This window comes from Paenibacillus sp. JNUCC 34 (genome assembly GCF_058269055.1).
On record NZ_CM177770.1, the window covers coordinates 3,150,067 to 3,170,724 of the forward strand.

A 20,658-nucleotide genomic window follows, 5' to 3' on the forward strand; every position below is an offset into this window, starting at 1 on the left:
CGTAAGTGCAGAATAATCCGCTGAAATATATTGACCCAAGTGGACATGCAGAATGTGAAGGGGCTACGAACTGCAATCCGAAACCCAAACCGCCGCAACAGTATTGTACGGTATACTCCGGGCTCCATGGTTTCAGAATTGGGGCTTTAGCGATGCCCCGGTACCAATTTCGAGCGGACAAGCTGCCAGAATAATTCCCGACCGGCGGGCAGGATCTCCTGATACAACTATGGTGTCGGGTGACAAAAACATATATACATAAAAGTCGCGTAGTTGCGGCTTTTTTTGTTTTAACGATATATGTTCTAGTCAAAAAGACAGGGTAACTATCTCATGAATAAATGATACAGACTAAGCAGTGGTGTTAAGCTAACGGGCAGGATAGTTTAAACGCTTCGCGAATAACTCCAAGTATGGAATTAATTGCGAAGTTCGTAATCGATATACACAATTACACAAACACCTGAAACCATTTCTAAACATAATCGTAGCATATTGTAAATAAATTGCATTGAGGTGAAGTATGAAAGCTTTTGATTACTTAAGAAGAGCCTATTATAAGCTTAGTTATTATTATCAGAAATTTCAATTGATTGTAATGTCTTTCGTAGTTGCTGGAATAGTTGATTATTTTTTTATTTACGAGATTTTCGTTTCATTATCAGCACTATTTCCTGTTTTTATTTTAGAAATTGCTCCAGTCATTATTATCATTTTATCAATATTTATTATTCGAGGAATCGTTAAATTTATAAAGAAGATGAAAGAAAACAAACACTTACTATTTTTATTCTAACAAGAAATTATCATATTAAGAAGCTTTGACCGTATTTCAAGGAGTGTGCAACATCGTATAACACCATATTCACGCTTCCGTTTATTGGATTCTCCCATAGCATTTCGAGGATCTAAGTCAGTTTTTCATTAAGCTAACGGGGAACGATAGTTTAAGTAAGACTTGAAGACAGCTACCCGGTATGACGTTGTAAAAATAAAGTTACATCTAGAAGGGAATATCTGCAGTGAATATTTTAAAAGAAATGAAGGCTCGTGATCCATACATTCGATTTGAATTAGGACTTGAGAATTTGATGGGGGAGGAGTATCGGCGCGAAAGTCTTCGGCGCGCGAGTGCCATTTATCGTTCAATCTTTAATCCTGAGGATGATGTGTTATTTATCCATCGCTCCAGCTACGGTAAGGATGAAAAACGAGTTAGTCAAATAAGGTTAAAGCGTTTTTTCAAAACAAAAATAAAGAAAGCGCAATTGCGTATTTTGCCATATGAATTTGATGAATCGGATGACGAACACTACACAAAAGAATGGAACGTTGAAGTCAAAGCGAAAGAAATCCGAATGCCATATGTACTTGAATGCATTGTAAATGACGACTTCATGCGTAAACCAATGCCCGGTGGACGGATTTACCTATACAACAAAACAAAAGACATTTTGTATCATATGTATGACGATCGCGGCTGTGATGTTTTCAGTTCCGACAAAGACACTCTTTTGCCTATTTACCATTTATACCAAAAATGGATTTTGGATTATAACCGATATGAAATTGACAGCCTATTCGCCGAAGGGCTCACCGGAATAGTTGAAACAGATCAAGAACGAAAGATTCGATGGGAACTTAACGAAAAAAAAGTGACTGATTCCGGTATCAACCTTAGGCGAACTAACACTTGTCATATATCGCATCATTTCGAGATTCCGTCCATAAACGCCAGTAAGTTTGCAAAAGAAATCGCACTCACATCGTTCGAGATTCAGCAGATTTCCATAACGAATGACATAGTCACATTTAAAGCTACCAAAACGGAAGCCTTAGCTCTTATTGATTATCAAACGCATCTCATGAGTATGTACGGTAAAAAATATGGTACCTATACCGGATGGAGCCTTGAAAAATTAGTTTAATTAACGGAGAGTTAGCAGAAATCAAAGAAGAAGCGGGATTAAACTAACCTCGGTCCTCCGTATCTACTTTTCAATCTAGCATCTTGTTTAATGAGACATAACTACATCTTTCACGTATATCCTTCAGTTTCATATTTTAGCAGAGAAAACGATAGAGAAACCTATAGACTATCGTAGAGGTCACGTGTATGTCGGTTTTGAAAAAACGAAAGTGGATTTTATGGTTGTCAGCTTTAGTCCTTATCGTTGCAGTTCCAATAACAATTTTCATGCAAATAATCATTCATTCTAATGTACCAGAACTTGCAGAAGGAAGCATTGAGCAGCGGTATGCACAGCAAGGAAGCTATCATGTAAAGGTAGAAGAAGTTAAGAGTATGAGCGGAGAGGCTTTATTTAGAATATACTACCCAGCATTTCAAGGAGACGAATCCTATCCTATTATTTCATGGGGGAATGGAACAGATGCCACGCCAGATCGTTATGATGAGCTCTTAACTCATCTTGCTAGCTGGGGATTCATTGTAATAGATTCCTATAGCAAGACAACAGGAACAGGCAAAGAAATTGTGGAGGCTATTGATTATTTGAAAAATGAAAACCAACTAGCAAACAGCTTGTTTTATCAAAAAATACAAATGGAACATATTGGTGTAGCTGGACATTCTCAAGGGTCTACTGGGGTTATTAATGCTCATACCAACTATAAAAGTGGATCGTTGATTAAGACGGTTGTATCCATCGCTCTCCCGGATTTGAAGCATTGTGATCCAGAAGATGTGTACGATACTGCACGTATTACCGTTCCTTTCCTCATTATGGGCGGTACACGAGATTTTCTAATCTCACCGGTATCAACGAATCAATTAGCCTTGCATAATACTAACGCAAGCACGCCTGTTATGATGGGGATGGCAAAAGGTGCAGCTCATACAGCGATTGAAGGTAATGGTGGCAATCATAGAGGGTACTTGACGGCTTGGATGAGATATCGGCTGTTTGATGATCAGGAAGCCATGAAGGCATTTCATGGGGATTCTTCCGAGATGTTGCATAATACAAATTGGGTGGACGTTATACAAGCAAATATGGATGATAATTAATTTGTTGATGTAGTTATTGAGCTAACGGGAAACACTAGTTCAAATCAGAAAGATTAAAACCTTCTATTAGAAGCAAACTAGATTTAATAGCTCTAATAGTAAGCTGGCTGCTGAACAATATCTTAGAGAATTAAAAATACTGTCAACAATTAGTTGCTGTCGGCTGTGACGTTTTCGTTCCGATCGAACGTTTCTTTCAGTTTCTGGAGAACTAGTTCGTTTGTTGTCAGATTCTCTCCGCTTGGTCTTTCAGCCATTGTTCGACCTCCTCGTCATGCGCTCCGGTCTGCGTGAAGAACGTCATCATGTAGTCGTTGTCGTACAGCACCGAGATTTTGTACGCCTGGAGTCCTTCGCCTATGTCGAGCAGTTCGACGTACTCGGGGCAACTACCCAGCAGTCCGCCTCTTTTAGGGTTCAGCCCGACGTTGCCGAGGTCACGGACGTTGTCTCCAGCTTCAAGAACGACAATGTAGCCATCTTCGCCCAAGCGAAATTCGCCCTTAGCTTTGTCTTCAAGTTCGACCCTTAGTTGGTTGAAGTAATCTTGGACAAGATCGAAGAGCGCCAGTTGAATTGCTTTGGCGTGGCGAAGCACTTTTAAATCCTGACACGTAACGATGATACGCAAAACAAATACCTCCTCAAGATACAGAAATAGCCCCGTAGAACAGGAGCTCATGAAAATAATATATGGTTGAAATTCTGCCACTTACGTTAGTTGCATTTTACTTCCACACAGTATAGAATAAGTTGATGAAAAATTACTGGAAGGGGTGGGAATATGAGGTTAAAACGGAAGGTTTACAATCAATCGACTAGTCGACTGTTACAATCTCATATTCTCGTTCCATTAAGACACTAAAGCATTCATTGCTTTAGTGTTTTTTATTTTGAGCGGAGGTGTAAAAGTTGACAAGGTACAAAAGAGTTCTTATTAAACTAAGTGGTGGAGCAGTCGCTGGAAACACGGAATTTGGTTTTGAGCCTGAAAGGTTGGACCATATTGCAAATGAAATTATGTCAGTTGTGAACCTAGGTGTTGAAGTATCATTAGTCATAGGGGGCGGCAATATTTTCCGTGGTAATATGGCGGAAAGCTGGGGAATCGAAAGAGCAGAAGCTGACAACATCGGGACGCTCGCAACTGTTATTAACAGCTTGATGCTTCGTGGAGTTCTTAAAGCCAAAACAAACAAAGAAGTCCGTGTAATGACAGCAATACCAATTACATCAGTTGCTGAGCCATACATTAGACTAAGGGCAATTCACCATCTGGAGAAGGGCTACATTGTGATTTTTGCAGGAGGAAACGGGCAACCCTACGTTACAACAGACTATCCTTCAGTTCAAAGGGCAATTGAGGTTAATTGTGAAGCTCTGTTAGTTGCAAAACAAGGTGTTGATGGCGTTCTCAATGCAGACCCTAAGTACGACAAGGATGCAAAGAAGTTTAGATCCCTTCACTACAACGATGTCTTGAAACATAATCTAAAAGTAATGGATCAGTCGGCTTTCATCTTAGCCAGAGACTATAACCTACCAATGCATGTGTTCAACTTTGACAAGCCAGGCTCAATGAAAGAGATTTGTGAAGGGAAAAATAATGGTACTATTATTAGCGGTGAATCAGTTTTGGAATTGGAATAACAGAACTTCTGTCCGAGGGAGCACAAAAGTGCTCCCTCGATTTCGTAAAAAACTTGCCGTTACAGACAGCGCGGAGAACCGTATCATAAGTAGGGCGAATTTTTGGGTGGAGGTCGTACTAGATTGCTTGTAAGTAGTGAATGGGGATGTTGTTAAAAAGATTTACAGGGTTGGAATCTAGCCCCCCATTGATGATCAATGAAAATGTCGCTCTCTCCTACAGGAGAAACACTATAACAATTTCCAATTATTCATTATAATAGAGTGAACTAAGTCAATTTCTTCGCTCATAAAAGAGTTGGATAGCCCACGGTCTAAGGCGATAACTAGGATAGCCGGGTTGCAACATTAATAATTTTTTTACAAAAGCTACAATGAGAAACTAGGTGAAAATGAAATGTGGCTGGAGGAGTTAAACAAAGAACTAGGCAAGTTGAAGGATGATGAAAATTATATCATCAAAATGTGTGAAAAAATAAGAGAAACTGAGCCTAAAGTTGCAATAGAAGCTTACAAAGCAGCTACTAAATTTGTAAGAGAAAATAATCTGTTAACCTGTGCTTACCCATGGATTCTTTATTATAAAGGCTGGTTATACTTTGATTCGACAGACTTTAAAACTGCGACTACTCTTTATGAAGAGGCTTATCAAATTTTTAAAGAAAATAACAATATAGATGGCCAATTGGCGTCTAGTAGTGCATTTGTAAGTGGTTATTCGGTACAACAAAAACTTTCCAAAGCCATTGAGCATGGCATGCAGGGTATAGAACTAGCAGAAAAAGTGGGCAACTATGAGCGACTAACTCAAATCAAAGGGAACCTTGCAGCGCTGTATATGGAAATCGATGAGTATGAAAAGGCAAAAGAGCTATTAGATCAGATCGTAAACATACCTCGTGTTTATAGTAATGCTTCTAAAGTGGCTTGTTACATTAATCAAGCTGAATGTTGCAACCATTTGGGCGATCTAGATCAGGCGATAGTGTATATAACGAAGGCGCTTGAGTTAGCAGAAGAATACACTCCCAAAATGGTGCCCAATGTGTTAAAAGAAATGGCTCATATTTACGCGACTAAAGGGTGCTACGGTACAGCAGAAGAATACTTCGTCAAGAGTGTAGAATTGGCGAAAGCGGGAGGAGCGCAACTGTATCTTCAAGATGCACTATTGTACTGGGCAGAGCTAGATTTGGTACAAGGTCGATATAAGGAGACTGTTGATAAGCTGCAACAAGTAGAAGAAGGGATAGGAAAGGCCAATTCTAAACGGAATTTAAATAAAGTGTATTTGAATATGAGCAAAGGTTTTAAAGGACAGGGAAATTATGAACAAGCCTATACGTATTTAGAAAAACATATGGAATTAGAAAAACATATGCAGGCTATTCGCAGTGCTGAGAGTATGGAAATGCTGAATCGAAAAAGAGAAGAGGAAGAGGGGAAAATCTACAAGTTTCTCTATAATCAAGCTGAAGCATTAAATGGTGTGGGTCAGAATATCCTTTCTAACTTGGACAAGGAAAGTATCTTTAATATTGTTGCCAAAGAAATACTGGATTTGATCCAAGCGGATATTATTCAAATTGGCATTTATAACGAAGAGGAAGGGATCCTTAACAATGAGTTGTCTATCGAAAAGGGACAACGGTTGGTCAAAGGGCCTATGTCTATATTAGAAGATAGCTTTTGGGCATATAGTGTCAAGCACAAGCAGGATATCCTTATTAAGGATATTGAAAAGGAATATAGCCGTTATTTTGAAGATTTTAAGGAATACTTAGAGAAGGTAAGGAAGAAAAAGGAGTATGTAATAGAGACAATACCTTATTCTCTTATATTTGTACCTATTATTATGAAAGATAAGGTAATAGGGGTGATAAGTACTCAAGCTTATAAGAAAAACTCTTTTAACTTAAAAGACTTGAGTACATTAAAGACCCTATCTAATTATCTAGGGATTGGGTTAGAGAATGCTAGACTATATATGGAAGTTGAATTTGCATCTAAGTATGATATGTTAACCAAAGTCTTTAATCGAAAAGAGTTGTTTGAAGAAACAACCCAAATGTACGAGCAACTTAAAGAAAGCAAGAACTCAAATGGAACACTATGTATCCTGATGATTGATGTGGATAATTTTAAGAAAATAAATGATGTTTACGGTCACCAGGAAGGAGATAGGGCGCTAGAGCGTGTGGCAGATCTGATTCAAGCTAGCATAGGAGAAAAGGATAGGGTAGGCAGATATGGCGGGGAAGAGTTTATGGTGGGAATTCCCGATGAAACGTTGAAGCAATGTATTCAAAAAGCAGAAATTATCCGAAAAAATGTTGAGAAGGCAGTTATAACATCAGCTCTAGGGATACCTATTCCTATTACCGTAAGTATAGGGGGAGCCAACCTAAATACAAAGAAATATACCTTAGAGCAAATGATTTATTATGCTGATAAAGAATTATTCAAAGCTAAAAACTCAGGAAAGAATAAAGTATTTGTATATCATCAAGAAGAAGGTACAGGCGTTTAGATAGGGGATATCCCAGAAGCCATGAAAATGGCTTGGGGCATCCCCTTCTATTTTTGTATGTGCAAAGTAGGCGTTGTTGGGAGGAGCTCCGCGAACGGACCGTTCCCCGACCGTCGCATCAATAGCCGCGTATCGCGTACATTTCCAGAATTCAGGTAAAAAGTAGGTGGATTCAGGACAAACGATCACTATAATGGAAATAAGATACATATTATTTAGGGCTACTATATTAGGTAATGAGCATAAAACAGCCTTAGTTTAAGGAGGTTCTCCTATGGGAAGGTCATTCGCAAATTTGCATATCAAGTCGAAAAACTTTGAGAAGACTGTCGAAGCATTAAGAGCGCTAAGCGAAGGGCATTCCAAAGTACTAGGTAAAAATGAAACTCAAGAGACCAAAGTTGTCATGTATGTAAGCAAAAGCAACGAGGACTGGATCAGCGTGCTCCACGATTATTTCGTATGGGGGACAGTGAAGAGGATCGGCAAAACGTTGTCTCAGCTTATTGAGGGGCCGGTGATGACCGCCGGATATATGAATGAGGAAATATTCGAGTTGTCGATTTTCGAGGATGGAGAAATCCAGGCCGAAAGAATCTTTTGCGAACAGTGGACGAGGGATGAATATGAACTCAAAGAAGAACGTCTTAATGATGACTACCTGCGAGAAGCGTTGGATATCCGTAATAAGGATCTTGACGATTTTATAAGGATCACTATCCCAGAACAAGCCGTAGATAAGCTGTCGGAACTTGTAAAAATGTCTTTATGGAGTGATTCGGAGTGGATACCCCACGAAGAAGCTCTCAGAAATAGATTTGGGAAATATGAATTTTAAAAACTACCGAGTCATTTTCGCAACTATCTGTCTATATGGAACGGACAACAAGAGCAAGTACCTTTTATCGGCTATAACTCCTTTTTGTCTATCCCGGATATCATCGATACATGGTTCATGATGAATGATTTGTTTAAGGACGAAGATCAGGTGGATTGGATCGACGAAGATCGAATTAAGCCTCTGATTTGGAGCAAAAAGTGGATTCCGTTTACCGATTATGAGGCATCCTCGCGTCTGATACTGGATTTAGATCCGGGGAAAAACGGCATCTCGGGACAAATCTTTAAATATCACTCAGGTATGAGCTATCAAGAGGTGATTGCAAACTCATTTGAAGAATTCTCCAACGAAGTTTTAAAGAGGCTCCAGTCCAATCAATTTTCGTATACTGACGATGTTATTGCGTTTAAGGATTTCTATTTTGTTTGAGGGGGTAAAAGTTATGCAACCGACGCAAGAAATTGAGGAGCTGGCGGCAGAGATCGCTGGTGCGGCCAGGATGTCTTTTCGCACTCTTTTTGAAAATGGCGAGCATTTCTATTACTGCACCCTATTTACTACTGAAGAGGGACATGCGCCAAGCATCTCCGCTTGGTCATGGGAGGCCTTGGAGAGGGAAGCGGCCAGGCAAGGAGACGAGAGCGACACGCCGGAATCAACGATTGCGGAACTCATCAAATGGTCTTATGCCGATTCGCCCTACTGTTGTTTCAGGGATGAGAACTTCGATGACGTTAAACAATTGTTTATGGAGCGCCCTTCCATTGCAGAGCTTGAGGCTGACGAAGGGAATCGCGAGTTTGAGTTGAGGCTGAAGGCCTTGGAGCAGGCGATGAAAATGCTCGATGGTGAAGGCGTGTTTGCCTTAAATCAATCGCGAGAGTCGGTATGCGTCCTTGTCGAGGTTATGCCACCGGATGAAATCAATACCGAAATCGCCCTGCGTTTGAATCGGGCAGAGTCTCCGGCCATGCAAGCATGGCTGGCGGAAGCGGCGGAGTAAGAGTGCCACGATAGATGAATCCACTCTGACTTATTAGGCGGTGAAAAGAATGGATAGATTAAAACACAGCGGATTCTATAAACTTAAATTCTTTATAACGCCAGAGGAATTTAAGGATGTTTTAAAACTTTTCGAGCAAAAACAAGCACAATTTAGTCGTACTAATTATGCTCAAACAAAACATGACCAAAATCAGGTATATGAGGCTTATGAAACATTTTACCGGTATTTTACGAAGCAAGAAAAACCCGATTACCACCCTTTCTTTGTTTATTCTATTTCAATTACGATCGAGAATGAAAGCTCTGGATTCTTTGTAAGAAATGAAAGCGTCAGGTTTCCATATCTTCAACAATGGGCGGAAGATGAATTGCCGTATATTATGCTATCATTTCCGAAAGGTTTCCAAATTGATTTGGAGGACGAAAAAGGGAAGTATTATATTTACGAGGATATTCGGGAACATCAGCCGTTGACGTATACGTTTTTTAACGAAGTTGTGAACGATATCAAGAAAGTCACAAAGCTGCTTCGTTTTTTTGCACATGCGGCAGATGCTTTGCAAGAGCAAAAGCCGCCTGTTCGCATAAGCAAAAATGCGATGAATGATATGATGAACTCTTGGATTTTTAAGAAATATAAGCTTGTTATGACTAGCAACTAAATCACAGACTTCTGCTCGAGGGCAAATAGGAGGTTACGAATGCGTAAGAAATGGAAAAGGAAGATTCTGATCAATAATCCTGTTGCGCTGGACCGGGTACAGATCAAGCAGGACTTGCGCGACGGTAACCAAGTGATTGTTCAGTTCTCTTACCCGGATTTTTATGCCTCCATTTTGGAGGAAGTGGATGAGCTTTGCGCGCGTTTGGATGAGAACTTCGGAGTACGGTTCTACGGACATTACTCCCTCTCGTTCGATGGTCGTACGCTCCTGAGGATTCCCCATGTCAAAATGCTGCATCTCAATAGTCTCGTCCAGGCACATAACACCGATACATTGGCCAGCCTGGAACACTTGCACAGTTTGAATCTGGGCATATATGAACTGGAGAATTCGGATATTTTGGGAATAGACTCGCTGCGCTCTTTAAGAGATTTAGCCATTATCTCGGATAAAAAGATTCTCAACCTACAATATTTTAAAGAGTTCTCTCATCTGGAACAATTGCATGTTGGGGGTAAGGTGAAAAACCTGGATGCGATAGGCTATCTGGAAGGTTTGAATTACCTCGCGCTACATTCAATTAGTAAATTACCGTTACTTTTTATAAACCGATTGAAGAAGCTGAAGCATCTTCGCATGTTACTTGGAGGCCGAGAGCATATTCAGGAAATCGAAGAGAATGAAATCGACGACTTGGAGATTTGTAGAATCCGGGGTTTTCATGACCTGAGCAATATTACGAAATTCCGAGCGTTGACGAGCCTTAAGATTGAGGACCAAGCCAGGCTGCGGGAAATCGCCTTTGATCATGGGATGGAGGTGATGGAGGAGATAACCATTTCAAATTGTAAAGGTTTGGATCGTTTGTCGGGAATGGAGCGGTTGCCATCGCTGCGCAAGCTCCGCATTCTCAAAACGGCCATCGATTTTGATTCCTTCATCGGGCAAAAGCTTCCGAGATTGTCCGAATTGGAATTCGCAACCTCCAAAAGCAAAGTAGATCAAGAAATACAAGACTCCTTATTCAAGTTGGGTTTTCAAAAATGGAGCATCTAAATCAAGGGTAGAAGAAAGGATGACGGAAATGCCAATTCATAACCAAGCTCACCCTTCTGATTCTGTTAGAGAAGACGGTTGTTATCCCATTGACCTGACGGGTCCTCGCAGCCACACTCTTGTCATTCGGCCCGGTGTGGGCAGCTTATCTATCGGACCGTCGCAATTGGGGAAAAAGGCGGACCTTCACGTCGCGCCAGACGCGCGCATCGATTGGACCGTATTCGATGCCTTTGCAACGCCGGCGGGCTCGCCCTGGCCGCGATTTCTGTACTATTCAGGCAGTGACGCGGGCTTCTTGGATTGGGCGCAGACACGTCCCATTGAAGAGATGACGTGGGCTCCGATCCTGTCTGCCGATACGGTGGTGGACGCCAACCAGTCCATTTTACATGGCTTGCATATCGAGCTGGGCCAGTCCGGAGGGCGCCTGAGCTTGATGCTTCCAAAGAGACCTTTCCGCCTGAACGTGTCTGGCGATCTATCACGCTTCTCGGCCACTGGCGTTATGCCGTCATCTCTGACACTAGCGCCGCGTACCAGCCGACGCAAGAACGATCCTCCTTTCAAGCTGCCCGATCTGGGTGAATTGTACCAGGTGACTAGCCTGACGCTGCAAAATACGCCGATGGGACAGCCCATCTCGCTGGACTGTCTAGATCGGTTCCCCAACCTTGACTCACTGAGTTTGTGGGGGAACTTCTGTGACATGGACTTGTTGGCTCGTCATGCCCAGTTAACAAATCTGGAGCTGCGCTTCATGCCTGATTTGGAGGACTTGCCCCCCTTGGATACATGGCCGTTGCTTGACAGATTTATCGCCTACAATGTGGAAGAGACCACGGGCAAGCGCCTAAGGCAGCAAATGAAAACACGCGCCAAAACCTGCCCGTGGACCGGTCATGCTTCAGTGAGCCAATTGCGCAAGCCTGAGTGGTGGACGACCGAATTTGGCCGCCCGTTCTCGTCTTGGCCTAAACGTCTTGCCAAACTGGCTAACGAAGCTTACAACGTTGCACAGGCATCCTTGGCCCAGGCCCGCAGCCTTGCCGATGCCGAGGCAGCCATTACCGCTTTCACCGTGCGCTTCAATACCCTCAAAGGCATCGAAACCACCGAAAGAGAAGACCTTGGCGAAGCAGTATGGCAACTCAGCCAGTCCGATCACCTGATTGGCCAGCCTATAACGGAGGAGATGGCCGGGCGCTGGTTCGATGCAGCGCGAGAATACTGATTAAAGAAGATCATGAACGGGCAATGGGATCGGAAAATTACAAGTGGGTAAAAGGGTGTTGACCGGTGATCACCGTTTATGAGGAACAGCGGAGTGGAGCTGTAGCGGACACGATGGAGCATTCTCATGCATCGCTTGAAACGTGCCTGGAAATCATTCGGAGTATGGATGGCTTTACACGCAGCCAGGTCACGGTTCGGTACATGGAGAACATGATCATGATCGGCGGCGAGGTACAACTGCTGAACTAAATTGGGAAATTATTGATAAGTAAGTACCTTATCATGAAGTCATGGGGAAGGGGATTACCTATGAAAGATGCGTTAATGGAGAGATTAAAGATTTTCTTCATCGGGAAGATAATAGAACACTAGTAGGCATTCCGGCGATCCGATTATCATTAATCAGGCAGGGAGGGTTTCAACCTGTTATCACGATACCGGGGAGATAAAGTTACTAGCGGATTCATTCGAGGAAATGATCGAGGAAAATTTTTATGAATGGTAAGCTAAGCAGTTCCGATGAAATTAATCCGGAGAGGTATTTGATCGTTCAGGACACAGGGGGAATATACATGTACATTGTATCTCGGCAAAAGCCGCTGTCCGAGGGCCAAAACCAAGTGCTTGCGAAGGAAGACGCCGCTATTTATGGTTATTTATGCTAATATTATAGCAAGTATAAAGCATTGAGTTAGAAAGTTTCTCAGAGTGTAGAGTCCATTATAGAAAGGAGGAACCGGGTATTGGAATCAATCAATTTACCAACACGTTGGAATCTGAAAAACCTTCACTTTGGTCTTGATTTAGATAAACTAAAACACCATATGAATTGCATCAAAGAAAAGTTGATGAAAATGGAGACAAATTCAACAGAAAATTACATAAATGAAAATGACTTGTTAACTCTCTCAGAATTCATTAAACAGATTGAATCAGTAGAATCGTTTTATTATTGTTTAACAACAGAAAATATAGAACCTTATCTCTTGACATCATTAAACGCAGATATCTCTATGTTAAAATCCCGGATTCGTTTCATTATATCCAATTTGAAAAAAACATTAATGAATTTGAGTGAAAAACAACTTCTTGATTGGTCTAACAATATTAAGCAAAAAAGATTTGTAACGGAGCTATTACAAAATGGTGCAAAAAGAGTTCGTGAAGAAGAAATAATTACAAGTGTTGTCAATGAAACTTTAAGTTGTCTTGAAGATATCTATTCTCAACTTCGTAACACTTTTAAAATAAAAGTTGACTTAGATAATGATGAGTTATCTTTTGCTGAAGCTAACAATCTAGCGATGTCCCATCCAGATCTCTTCAAAAGGCAACTTGTATTTAAGGAACTCAATCTCACTCTAAAAACACAATCAAATGTATTTGCATCTATTTATAATCAAATGGTTGGGCTAAGACTAAATGAAAACAAGGTAAAAAATGTAGATTATCTTGATGACACATTAAAATCAAATGGCATTTCTAGACCAATACTGAATACCATGTGGAATGTCGTGGATTCTAATCTACAAGGGCTTTCGAATTATATAACTATTAAGACAAAAGAAATAGGGAAGGAAAAACTATCTTGGCATGAGTTGATGACCTCATCTCAAGAAGTATCACATCAGATTACATTTGTACAAGCCGTCGATGGAATAATGAAATCTCTTGAGGGTATTAATAGCGATATGTCTGAATTCGTTAAGGAAATCATCTCAAAAGGTTGGGTGGATGCTGAACAACGCCATACAAAACCACCAGGTGGTTTCTGTGCTCCATTTATTGCTGAAGGGGAGTCAAGGATTACATTGAGTTTTGATGATAGTGTTGATAGTGCTAGAAGACTTGCACACGAAATAGGTCATGCATGGCATTATCATCAAATGAAAAATGTTCCCTCGCTTCGCTTTTTAGAAGAAATTTTTGAAATGACAATGGCGGAAACCTCATCGATTTTCTTTGAAACTGTATTTATTGATTATGTGATTCAAAATGCAACTGATGTCTCAATTAAAAAGAAAATTCTCGGATGGAAGATTGAGCGTAGTCTTAATTATTTGATGTCCATTAGAGCAGCTTACTTATTTGAAGATAGATTTTATGAGTCTAGGAAAATGGGACAGATAGATGTGAAGCAGATTGAAGAACTTTCGTTACAATGTCAGGAATATGCTTATGGTAAAACTCTCAGTGAATATGAACCTTATGTATGGATTAAATACGGACAATTCTTTCAAGCAAGTACTCCTTTCTATAATTATCCTTACTCTTTCGGCTTCTTATTAAGCATTGGTCTTTTAGAAGTTGCTAAAGGGGATGTATCATTCCACAAGAAGTTTAAAGGATTTTTAAGTCAAAGCGGAACATTGCCACTTGAACACTTAATCAATAAACACTTCAATATAGAACTTGAACAAGCAGAGTTTTGGCAACGATCAATTCAAAAATTATTAGATGATATCGAACAATATAAATTACTAGGATAACGAAAAAAACGGATGAACCATGTATTCGATGAAAGTGTCTGTAATCTTCATATGTACTGAATCACTAAAGATATGATGTGTCACATAATATCTTATTTTTTATCCTAAATGAATGGGGTGTATAATGTGACACATGTCGAGAGACAAGAACAAGGTCCCATTGAAAGTCGCTAAATTACCGAAAACAGAGAAAGGTGAACAATATCATGGATAATCAAACCCCAATTAGGCTTCGCCCGGTAAATCTATATGAAGACTGTAAGCTTGCACTTCAATGGTATCAAGATCTTGAAGTTATTCATTTCTCAGAGGGGCCTGATGTAGAACCATATGATCTAATAACAGTACAAGCCATGTATGAATACCTGAATTCAATTGGAAAATTGTTAATTATTGAGGTTTTTGAAGACGGAGAATGGGTATCCAGCGGAGATGTTACATTCTCGAAAGAGTCAATTCCAATAGTCATTGGTGATAGAAAGTACCGTTCCAGAGGGATAGGCACAGAGGTAATGAAGAAAATTATTGAATTAACAAAGAAAGAAGATTGGAAAGAATTAAAGGTAAAACAAGTTTATGATTATTATGAGCGATCTCATCGAATGTTTTCTGGTTTAGGTTTTGTGGTTACCGGTGTAGATTTGAAATAAAGTCGTACCGTTTGGAAAAAATTTGATATGATTGTATCACAATCTATTACATTTGGCACCGCAAACGGGGCATATTGAGAGTATTGTGTTGGTGACAAGAAAACAGAATGAGTAACGCAGGAAATTAATGTTATTTACACTTTGCTACGGGGGTACTTATGAAAACTCACTATTATTTAGGTTGGTTTGACAATTTTTTTCCAGAAAATCTGAACAGGGTGTTACAGGAGGATATAACTGATAAAAAATCGCTTGCTATGATTAGCTCGAATCCATTTTTTTATGAAGATGATGGTGCTACTGAACGCTCGTGGCTTGACCAGGCCGGCATTACGTTTGATGAATATCATTTAATTAACTATCGCGTACAGAAGGAAGATGCCCAAGCGTTAATTCAAAATGCTTCAGTCATTTTCTTGTTGGGTGGAAATACTATTAAACAAAATGGGTTTTTGATGGAATATGAATTGTCGGATTTGATTAAAAAAAGCAGAGCCGTTGTGATGGGTGCAAGTGCTGGTGCGATCAACATGTCCGCTAAATGGTTATGCTCGAAAAACTTTGGCTATAAAGTTGAAATAAGCTCTGTTTACGACGGAATCGGCCTTGACGATTTTTCCGTCCTGTCTCATTTTGATCTTGAAAATAACATTGCGTTAGTTCAAGGCGAACTGTCTCCCTTATCGGAAGAAATGAATATTTATGCGTCGAACAAAGATTGCGCTGTACGTGTAAAGGGAGACAAAATCGACATTTTAGGCAATGTATATTTAATTTCCCACTCAAAGATTCAGAAATTGGATGAGACGCTCTAGTTGTGGTGAATGGCTATGGCTTAACTGAATTAATTTCTTTATGCAAAGCTTCTATTTTAAACCAACAATTGTGGAGCAACAAAAAAATAATCAAACTTTTTTATAAAAAAATGAGTCAACTGAAAATATTAGAGCGTGTTTTGATCAATCTTTTTTCCAAAACACGCTCTTTTCTTTGATCATTTATCAAGGTTATTAGTATCATGTCGAGGGACAGGAACATAGTCCCATTGAAAGTCGCTAATATAGCGGCTTTTTTGTTGTATAGGTACAAGTTCTTGTCCCGACTCGAGGACAAGAACTTGTACCTATTGCCGTAAAGGACAAGAACATGAGCCGATTACCGATTAGATAAGTATCTAACTATGATACGAGCGGATTAATCGAATATTAGATTACGTTATACAGGAACTCGAATCCGGTCGGGTGGAAGAACTTTTCTCTTCGGATGCAGCGCCGCTGGCGCTGAACCTTCAACAGCCCGCTGTTTCCTATATCAACTACAACGTGGATTTGATGTAGGTTGACAAAAAAGCACCCTTTTATTCAGCGGTAATGACACAAAACTCCCCTTTTACTCGGCGGAGGGTTATTTTGCTACTCTTAAATACTTTCTATTCTTAAGTAAGGATTGTTTCATTAATTTTCAGAGTAAAATCAGAAACCTCATAAGGGGAGGCTTTTTTGCCAGAACAAGAACTTGCATCGTTAGCCGAAAAGGACAAGAACTTATATTCATAGCAGCTTAGATGATCCAACTTAATAAAGAAGAACGAAACGAAGTCAGTCAGAACAAACGAACAAAAAGAAAGAAAGTGTCTAATGACACAAATGAGTACACATTCCATAAAGCACTAAAGCCTGATCTCAAAGGCTTTTTTTATTTTAATGTGATAAGTTTTGTGTCATGAAAAAATGCACAAATGTGACCCCATTGTAGTTTTATGACACAAAATAGAGCCCATTACTCAGGATTCTGACTACAAATAAGTTTTTATCATTAATGCGAACTCATCGTTTCCACACATTTTTTGTTTACAGTGATAAATGTAATAGAATACAGTGGAGGTATGCGCTAATGAAAAGGAATCTAAAAATATTACTTACCATAGGTGCAATTAGTTTGGTGGTAGCAGGTTGTACCAATGCTGGTAGTAGAGACGATATGGAAGGTATGGATCATTCAAACATGAATATGGATAACACTCAAAATGTGTCAGATCCTCCAACCCCCAATCAAGCAGGTAATATGGCGTTAACGAAAGAAACACCCAAGGTGGATGGGAGTAAAGAATATACGATCACCGCTCAAGCGAGTAATTTAGAGATTTCTGAGGGGAAAACACTTCCTGTTTGGACATTCAATAATTCGGTACCCGGTCCTGAAATACGTGTGAAAGTTGGAGACACGGTTAAGATCAATTTGAAGAATGAGCTGGCTGAACCTGTTTCTATTCATTGGCATGGATATCCTCTTCCAAACAATATGGATGGTATTCCAGGTGTTACACAGGATGCAGTAGTTGCTGGTAAGACCTTTACGTATGAGTTTAAGGCTACGGTTCCAGGCACCTATTGGTATCATTCCCATCAAGATAGTGTCAATCAACTCGATAAGGGGCTCTATGGGGCGTTAATCGTAGAAGATCCGAATGACAGTTATGATCGCGATTATACCTTGGTATTGGATGAGTGGATGAGCTCAGGTAGTACGGATATGGACTCAAACCAAGCGGACAGTGATAATGGGGCAGGCATGGATCATAGTAACATGAACATGGGTGACATGGAAGGTATGGATCACAACAACATGAACATGGGTGACATGGAAGGTCATGACATGAGTATGTATGATCTATATACGATGAATGGAAAGACTGGCGATGCCATAAATAAGCTGATGGTAAAGGAAGGCGAAAAGGTTCGAATTCGCCTGATTAATGCAGGTTATATTACGCACACAATGCATTTGCATGGACATGAATTCAAAGTTGTTGCTTCGGATGGCCAGCCTGTAAATAGTCCTGCTGTCATTACAGATCAAGGGATTGCAATTGCTCCAGGTGAACGATATGATATCGAATTTACAGCCGACAATCCTGGCACTTGGCTACTCGAAGAACATGGTACAGATGAAAGAGTGAACAATATGAGAGCGGTGATTCAGTATGAAGGAGCACCTGTATTATCGGCTCTTTCTAATGTCTCAGAAAAGCTTCCGCAGTTCGATCTTATGAACTATGGCAAGCAAGCGGAAACAAAGTTCTCGCTGAATCAAGCTTTTGACCAAGATGTTCTTCTAAATTTGAACACTGAAATGAAGAACGGTGAAATGGTCTATACGATTAATGGAAAGGTGTTTCCAGAGACTGATCCCATTAAAGTTGATAAAGGGGAAAAGGTGAAGGTGACGTTTGTGAATCAGTCTATGACTGACGATCACCCGATGCATTTGCATGGGCACTTCTTTCAAATATTAAGTAAGAATGGTCAACCGCTTGAAGGTGCACCTGTCATTAAAGATACCCTGAATGTGAAGCCAGGAGAAACCTACGTGGTTGCTTTTGAAGCAGATAACCCAGGGGATTGGATGTTCCACTGTCACGATCTCCATCATGCATCTGCCGGTATGGTGACGGATGTGATGTACAATGGTTATAAGAGTGACTATGTTCCAGATCCAAGTGTAGGCAATAAGCCAGAATAAACAGGAAAACTCCTGAGGGTGGAAACCACCAGCAGGAGTTTTTTTATTAATGAAGTTTTAACAGCTTGGCGTTAATGGCTACGATGACTGTACTCAATGACATCAAGATCGCACCAACGGCAGGGTTCAAAACAATTCCAAACGGAAATAGAATCCCCGCGGCAAGTGGGATAGTCACAATATTATATCCTGTAGCCCACCAGAGGTTTTGCATCATTTTGCGATAAGTCGCTTTCGAGAGTTTGATGATGTTGAGACATCTCTCGGGTTGCTTTTGATGAGAACTACATCAGCGGTCTCAATGGCCACATCGGTACCTGTACCAATCGCAAACCTAAATCCGCTTTTGCAAGTGCAGATGCATCATTAACACCATCGCCTGTCATCGCAGTTCGCAAACCTTCTTGCTTTTGAATTTGCTCGACCTTATCAGAATTTTGATGTGGAAGCACTTCAGCGAAAATTTCATCCATCTCTAATACATATTTTTCTCGTGATAAACAAAAAAGTGTAGAAACAATGGGGATTGTATCGGTATTTTCGGAAATGAATTATTGGGGCAGGCTTACAATTCATTTGGTATTCCAGTTGCAGCACAACGAAAAGTACAGAAGGTTGCTGTTCAGATAAGAAAAATGTTTAGGAGGTTGTCCTAGGGTGCAAAAGTGCTTTAGGGTAATCTCCTTTTCTATTCTCCATGGTTTATGACGGATGCATTTTGGAAATATACACCTCAATAACCCACATCTCTCCTCCATCATTTCAACATGTATTCCACACATTCTTGCTCTAAAATTCAGGTATAACAATTGTTCTTAGAAATGGAGGAGTTCAAAATGGATTGGACATGGTTACTTTTACTGGCTTGCCCCCTCATGATGATCTTCATGATGTTTGGAATGCGCGGAGGTCATGGACACGGTCAACATGGAAAAGGTAGTAACGAGGATACGGAACGGATGCAAAGGGAACTAAATGAGTTAAAAGCTCAGAACGAAATGATGCGTAAAGATATTCAAGATTTAACTCGCTAGAAGGAGTATCCAAAGGAGGAATAAGTGTTGAATTGTTGCGGAAATCGCAATCATGGTAATAACGATAACCAACAAGCCTCACAGCATGGTCAGAAATCAAAATCTCACAACTTAATGATGAGCGTTTGCTGTGTACTCCCTATCGTCCTAGTCGTTCTTGTTATTCTGATGAACGCTTATCGAGGTGAACCAACGAATTATCTGCTAATGGTAATATTACTAATTTGCCCGATTTCTCATATGATTCTAATGCCTCTCATGAATAGGTGGAGTCATCGAAAATCATCCCATTAAGGAGTGGAGTGCCGTTTGCGTTAGGTGCTGACGGCATTTGTTTTGTTCGCAACCAAGGTAGATTCTAGAGTGAGAAAGGTCATACAGATTAGTGAAAAACCTGTTTGTAAATAGGAACTTACACTACAACATAAAGGGGTTTAAAGTATGGACTGGTTAATCGCACTGATGTGTCCATTAATGATGCTGCCGATGTTATTCTTCATGATGAAGGGGAATAAATCAGAGAAGCCATCGGATTGGTAACGCTCAAATCTACGTGCTTATTGATAGCGCTGGTTGGAGTGGTGATCTATTTCGGTTATCGATTGACTCGATATATTCATGAGAAGAGAAAAAAAGAGTGACTTCTGTTCTACTTGGCTCATATTCAGGCAGTACCTATGCGGCAGAAAAAGTCACATTGCAAAAATATGTAGATAAGGTCGTGGGAACCCCTATGTATGGGGAGGCACGACCACAACGAGATTTGATTATTCGGGGTTCATCCTATGATGCGTTACTTCCAGCTTAGAGGTATCTATAGTCAAAGGACCTATTAGTCAGATTCGCAATCTAGCATTGATGGAAGTAAATAGGGAATTCAGGTGTTACGGATTTGTTGTGAATGTTTATTCGATCTTCACAGTTTCAACAAAACTTCTTCGTATAATGA

At 40.3% G+C, this 20,658-nt stretch carries 18 protein-coding genes and 1 pseudogene; 17 read left to right on the forward strand and 2 right to left on the reverse strand.

What is annotated here, in order from left to right:
* Nucleotides 1–523 precede the first annotated feature (523 nt).
* The 3 genes from AC2TF5_RS14715 (at nucleotide 524) to AC2TF5_RS14725 (ending at nucleotide 3,031) form a co-directional block, all read left to right on the forward strand.
* Nucleotides 524–796, forward strand: coding sequence for a hypothetical protein (locus AC2TF5_RS14715; protein ID WP_491297805.1), 273 nt, complete (start codon nucleotides 524–526; stop codon nucleotides 794–796).
* Between the two features lie 226 nt (nucleotides 797–1,022).
* Nucleotides 1,023–1,928 carry a DUF3885 domain-containing protein gene (locus AC2TF5_RS14720; protein WP_491297806.1) on the forward strand — a complete coding sequence of 302 codons (906 nt, stop codon included), beginning with the start codon at nucleotides 1,023–1,025 and terminating at the stop codon, nucleotides 1,926–1,928.
* Nucleotides 1,929–2,116: 188 nt separating this feature from the next.
* Nucleotides 2,117–3,031, forward strand: coding sequence for a poly(ethylene terephthalate) hydrolase family protein (locus AC2TF5_RS14725; RefSeq protein ID WP_491297808.1), 915 nt, complete (start codon nucleotides 2,117–2,119; stop codon nucleotides 3,029–3,031).
* 226 nt (nucleotides 3,032–3,257) lie between these two features.
* Here AC2TF5_RS14725 and AC2TF5_RS14730 read toward each other — a convergent pair whose 3' ends face one another.
* Complete coding sequence (locus AC2TF5_RS14730; RefSeq protein ID WP_491297810.1) at nucleotides 3,258–3,662, reverse strand: hypothetical protein; 405 nt, start codon at nucleotides 3,660–3,662, stop codon at nucleotides 3,258–3,260.
* A 281-nt stretch (nucleotides 3,663–3,943) separates the two neighbouring features.
* Here AC2TF5_RS14730 and pyrH point away from each other — a divergent pair, with 281 nt between their 5' ends.
* The 13 genes from pyrH (at nucleotide 3,944) to AC2TF5_RS14795 (ending at nucleotide 18,675) form a co-directional block, all read left to right on the forward strand.
* The gene (gene pyrH, locus AC2TF5_RS14735) at nucleotides 3,944–4,681 is read left to right on the forward strand and encodes a UMP kinase (RefSeq protein ID WP_491297812.1); all 738 of its coding nucleotides are present in this window, start codon (nucleotides 3,944–3,946) and stop codon (nucleotides 4,679–4,681) included.
* A gap of 397 nt (nucleotides 4,682–5,078) precedes the next feature.
* Nucleotides 5,079–7,211, forward strand: a complete 2,133-nt coding sequence (locus AC2TF5_RS14740; protein WP_491297814.1) for a sensor domain-containing diguanylate cyclase — start codon at nucleotides 5,079–5,081, stop codon at nucleotides 7,209–7,211.
* Nucleotides 7,212–7,485: 274 nt separating this feature from the next.
* Complete coding sequence (locus AC2TF5_RS14745; RefSeq protein ID WP_491297815.1) at nucleotides 7,486–8,049, forward strand: hypothetical protein; 564 nt, start codon at nucleotides 7,486–7,488, stop codon at nucleotides 8,047–8,049.
* Between the two features lie 33 nt (nucleotides 8,050–8,082).
* Nucleotides 8,083–8,481, forward strand: a complete 399-nt coding sequence (locus AC2TF5_RS14750; RefSeq protein WP_491302895.1) for an SMI1/KNR4 family protein — start codon at nucleotides 8,083–8,085, stop codon at nucleotides 8,479–8,481.
* 13 nt (nucleotides 8,482–8,494) lie between these two features.
* Entirely contained in the window at nucleotides 8,495–9,055 is a 561-nt protein-coding gene (locus tag AC2TF5_RS14755) for a DUF4303 domain-containing protein (protein ID WP_491297818.1), read from the forward strand.
* A gap of 49 nt (nucleotides 9,056–9,104) precedes the next feature.
* Nucleotides 9,105–9,719 (forward strand): hypothetical protein, encoded by a 615-nt coding sequence (locus AC2TF5_RS14760; RefSeq protein WP_491297819.1) that lies wholly within the window; start codon nucleotides 9,105–9,107, stop codon nucleotides 9,717–9,719.
* A gap of 39 nt (nucleotides 9,720–9,758) precedes the next feature.
* Nucleotides 9,759–10,778, forward strand: a complete 1,020-nt coding sequence (locus AC2TF5_RS14765) for a hypothetical protein (RefSeq protein ID WP_491297820.1) — start codon at nucleotides 9,759–9,761, stop codon at nucleotides 10,776–10,778.
* Nucleotides 10,779–10,806: 28 nt separating this feature from the next.
* Complete coding sequence (locus AC2TF5_RS14770; RefSeq protein ID WP_491302896.1) at nucleotides 10,807–12,012, forward strand: hypothetical protein; 1,206 nt, start codon at nucleotides 10,807–10,809, stop codon at nucleotides 12,010–12,012.
* A 65-nt stretch (nucleotides 12,013–12,077) separates the two neighbouring features.
* Nucleotides 12,078–12,263 (forward strand): hypothetical protein, encoded by a 186-nt coding sequence (locus tag AC2TF5_RS14775; RefSeq protein WP_491297821.1) that lies wholly within the window; start codon nucleotides 12,078–12,080, stop codon nucleotides 12,261–12,263.
* Between the two features lie 494 nt (nucleotides 12,264–12,757).
* Nucleotides 12,758–14,503 (forward strand): M3 family metallopeptidase, encoded by a 1,746-nt coding sequence (locus AC2TF5_RS14780; RefSeq protein WP_491297822.1) that lies wholly within the window; start codon nucleotides 12,758–12,760, stop codon nucleotides 14,501–14,503.
* Nucleotides 14,504–14,709: 206 nt separating this feature from the next.
* Complete coding sequence (locus AC2TF5_RS14785) at nucleotides 14,710–15,153, forward strand: GNAT family N-acetyltransferase (protein ID WP_491297824.1); 444 nt, start codon at nucleotides 14,710–14,712, stop codon at nucleotides 15,151–15,153.
* A 158-nt stretch (nucleotides 15,154–15,311) separates the two neighbouring features.
* Nucleotides 15,312–15,968: a Type 1 glutamine amidotransferase-like domain-containing protein gene (locus tag AC2TF5_RS14790; protein ID WP_491297826.1), complete on the forward strand. Its 657-nt coding sequence runs from the start codon at nucleotides 15,312–15,314 to the stop codon at nucleotides 15,966–15,968.
* A gap of 1,078 nt (nucleotides 15,969–17,046) precedes the next feature.
* Nucleotides 17,047–18,675, forward strand: a complete 1,629-nt coding sequence (locus tag AC2TF5_RS14795) for a multicopper oxidase family protein (protein ID WP_491297827.1) — start codon at nucleotides 17,047–17,049, stop codon at nucleotides 18,673–18,675.
* A gap of 46 nt (nucleotides 18,676–18,721) precedes the next feature.
* On the opposite strand, the pseudogene AC2TF5_RS14800 reads toward AC2TF5_RS14795, so the two are convergent.
* A pseudogene (locus AC2TF5_RS14800) lies at nucleotides 18,722–19,061 on the reverse strand (HAD-IC family P-type ATPase); the annotation flags it as partial.
* A 450-nt stretch (nucleotides 19,062–19,511) separates the two neighbouring features.
* Between AC2TF5_RS14800 and AC2TF5_RS14805 the strand changes: the two are divergent.
* On the forward strand, nucleotides 19,512–19,709 hold the full coding sequence (locus tag AC2TF5_RS14805) for a DUF2933 domain-containing protein (protein WP_241933753.1): 198 nt from the start codon (nucleotides 19,512–19,514) through the stop codon (nucleotides 19,707–19,709).
* Nucleotides 19,710–20,658 lie beyond the last annotated feature (949 nt).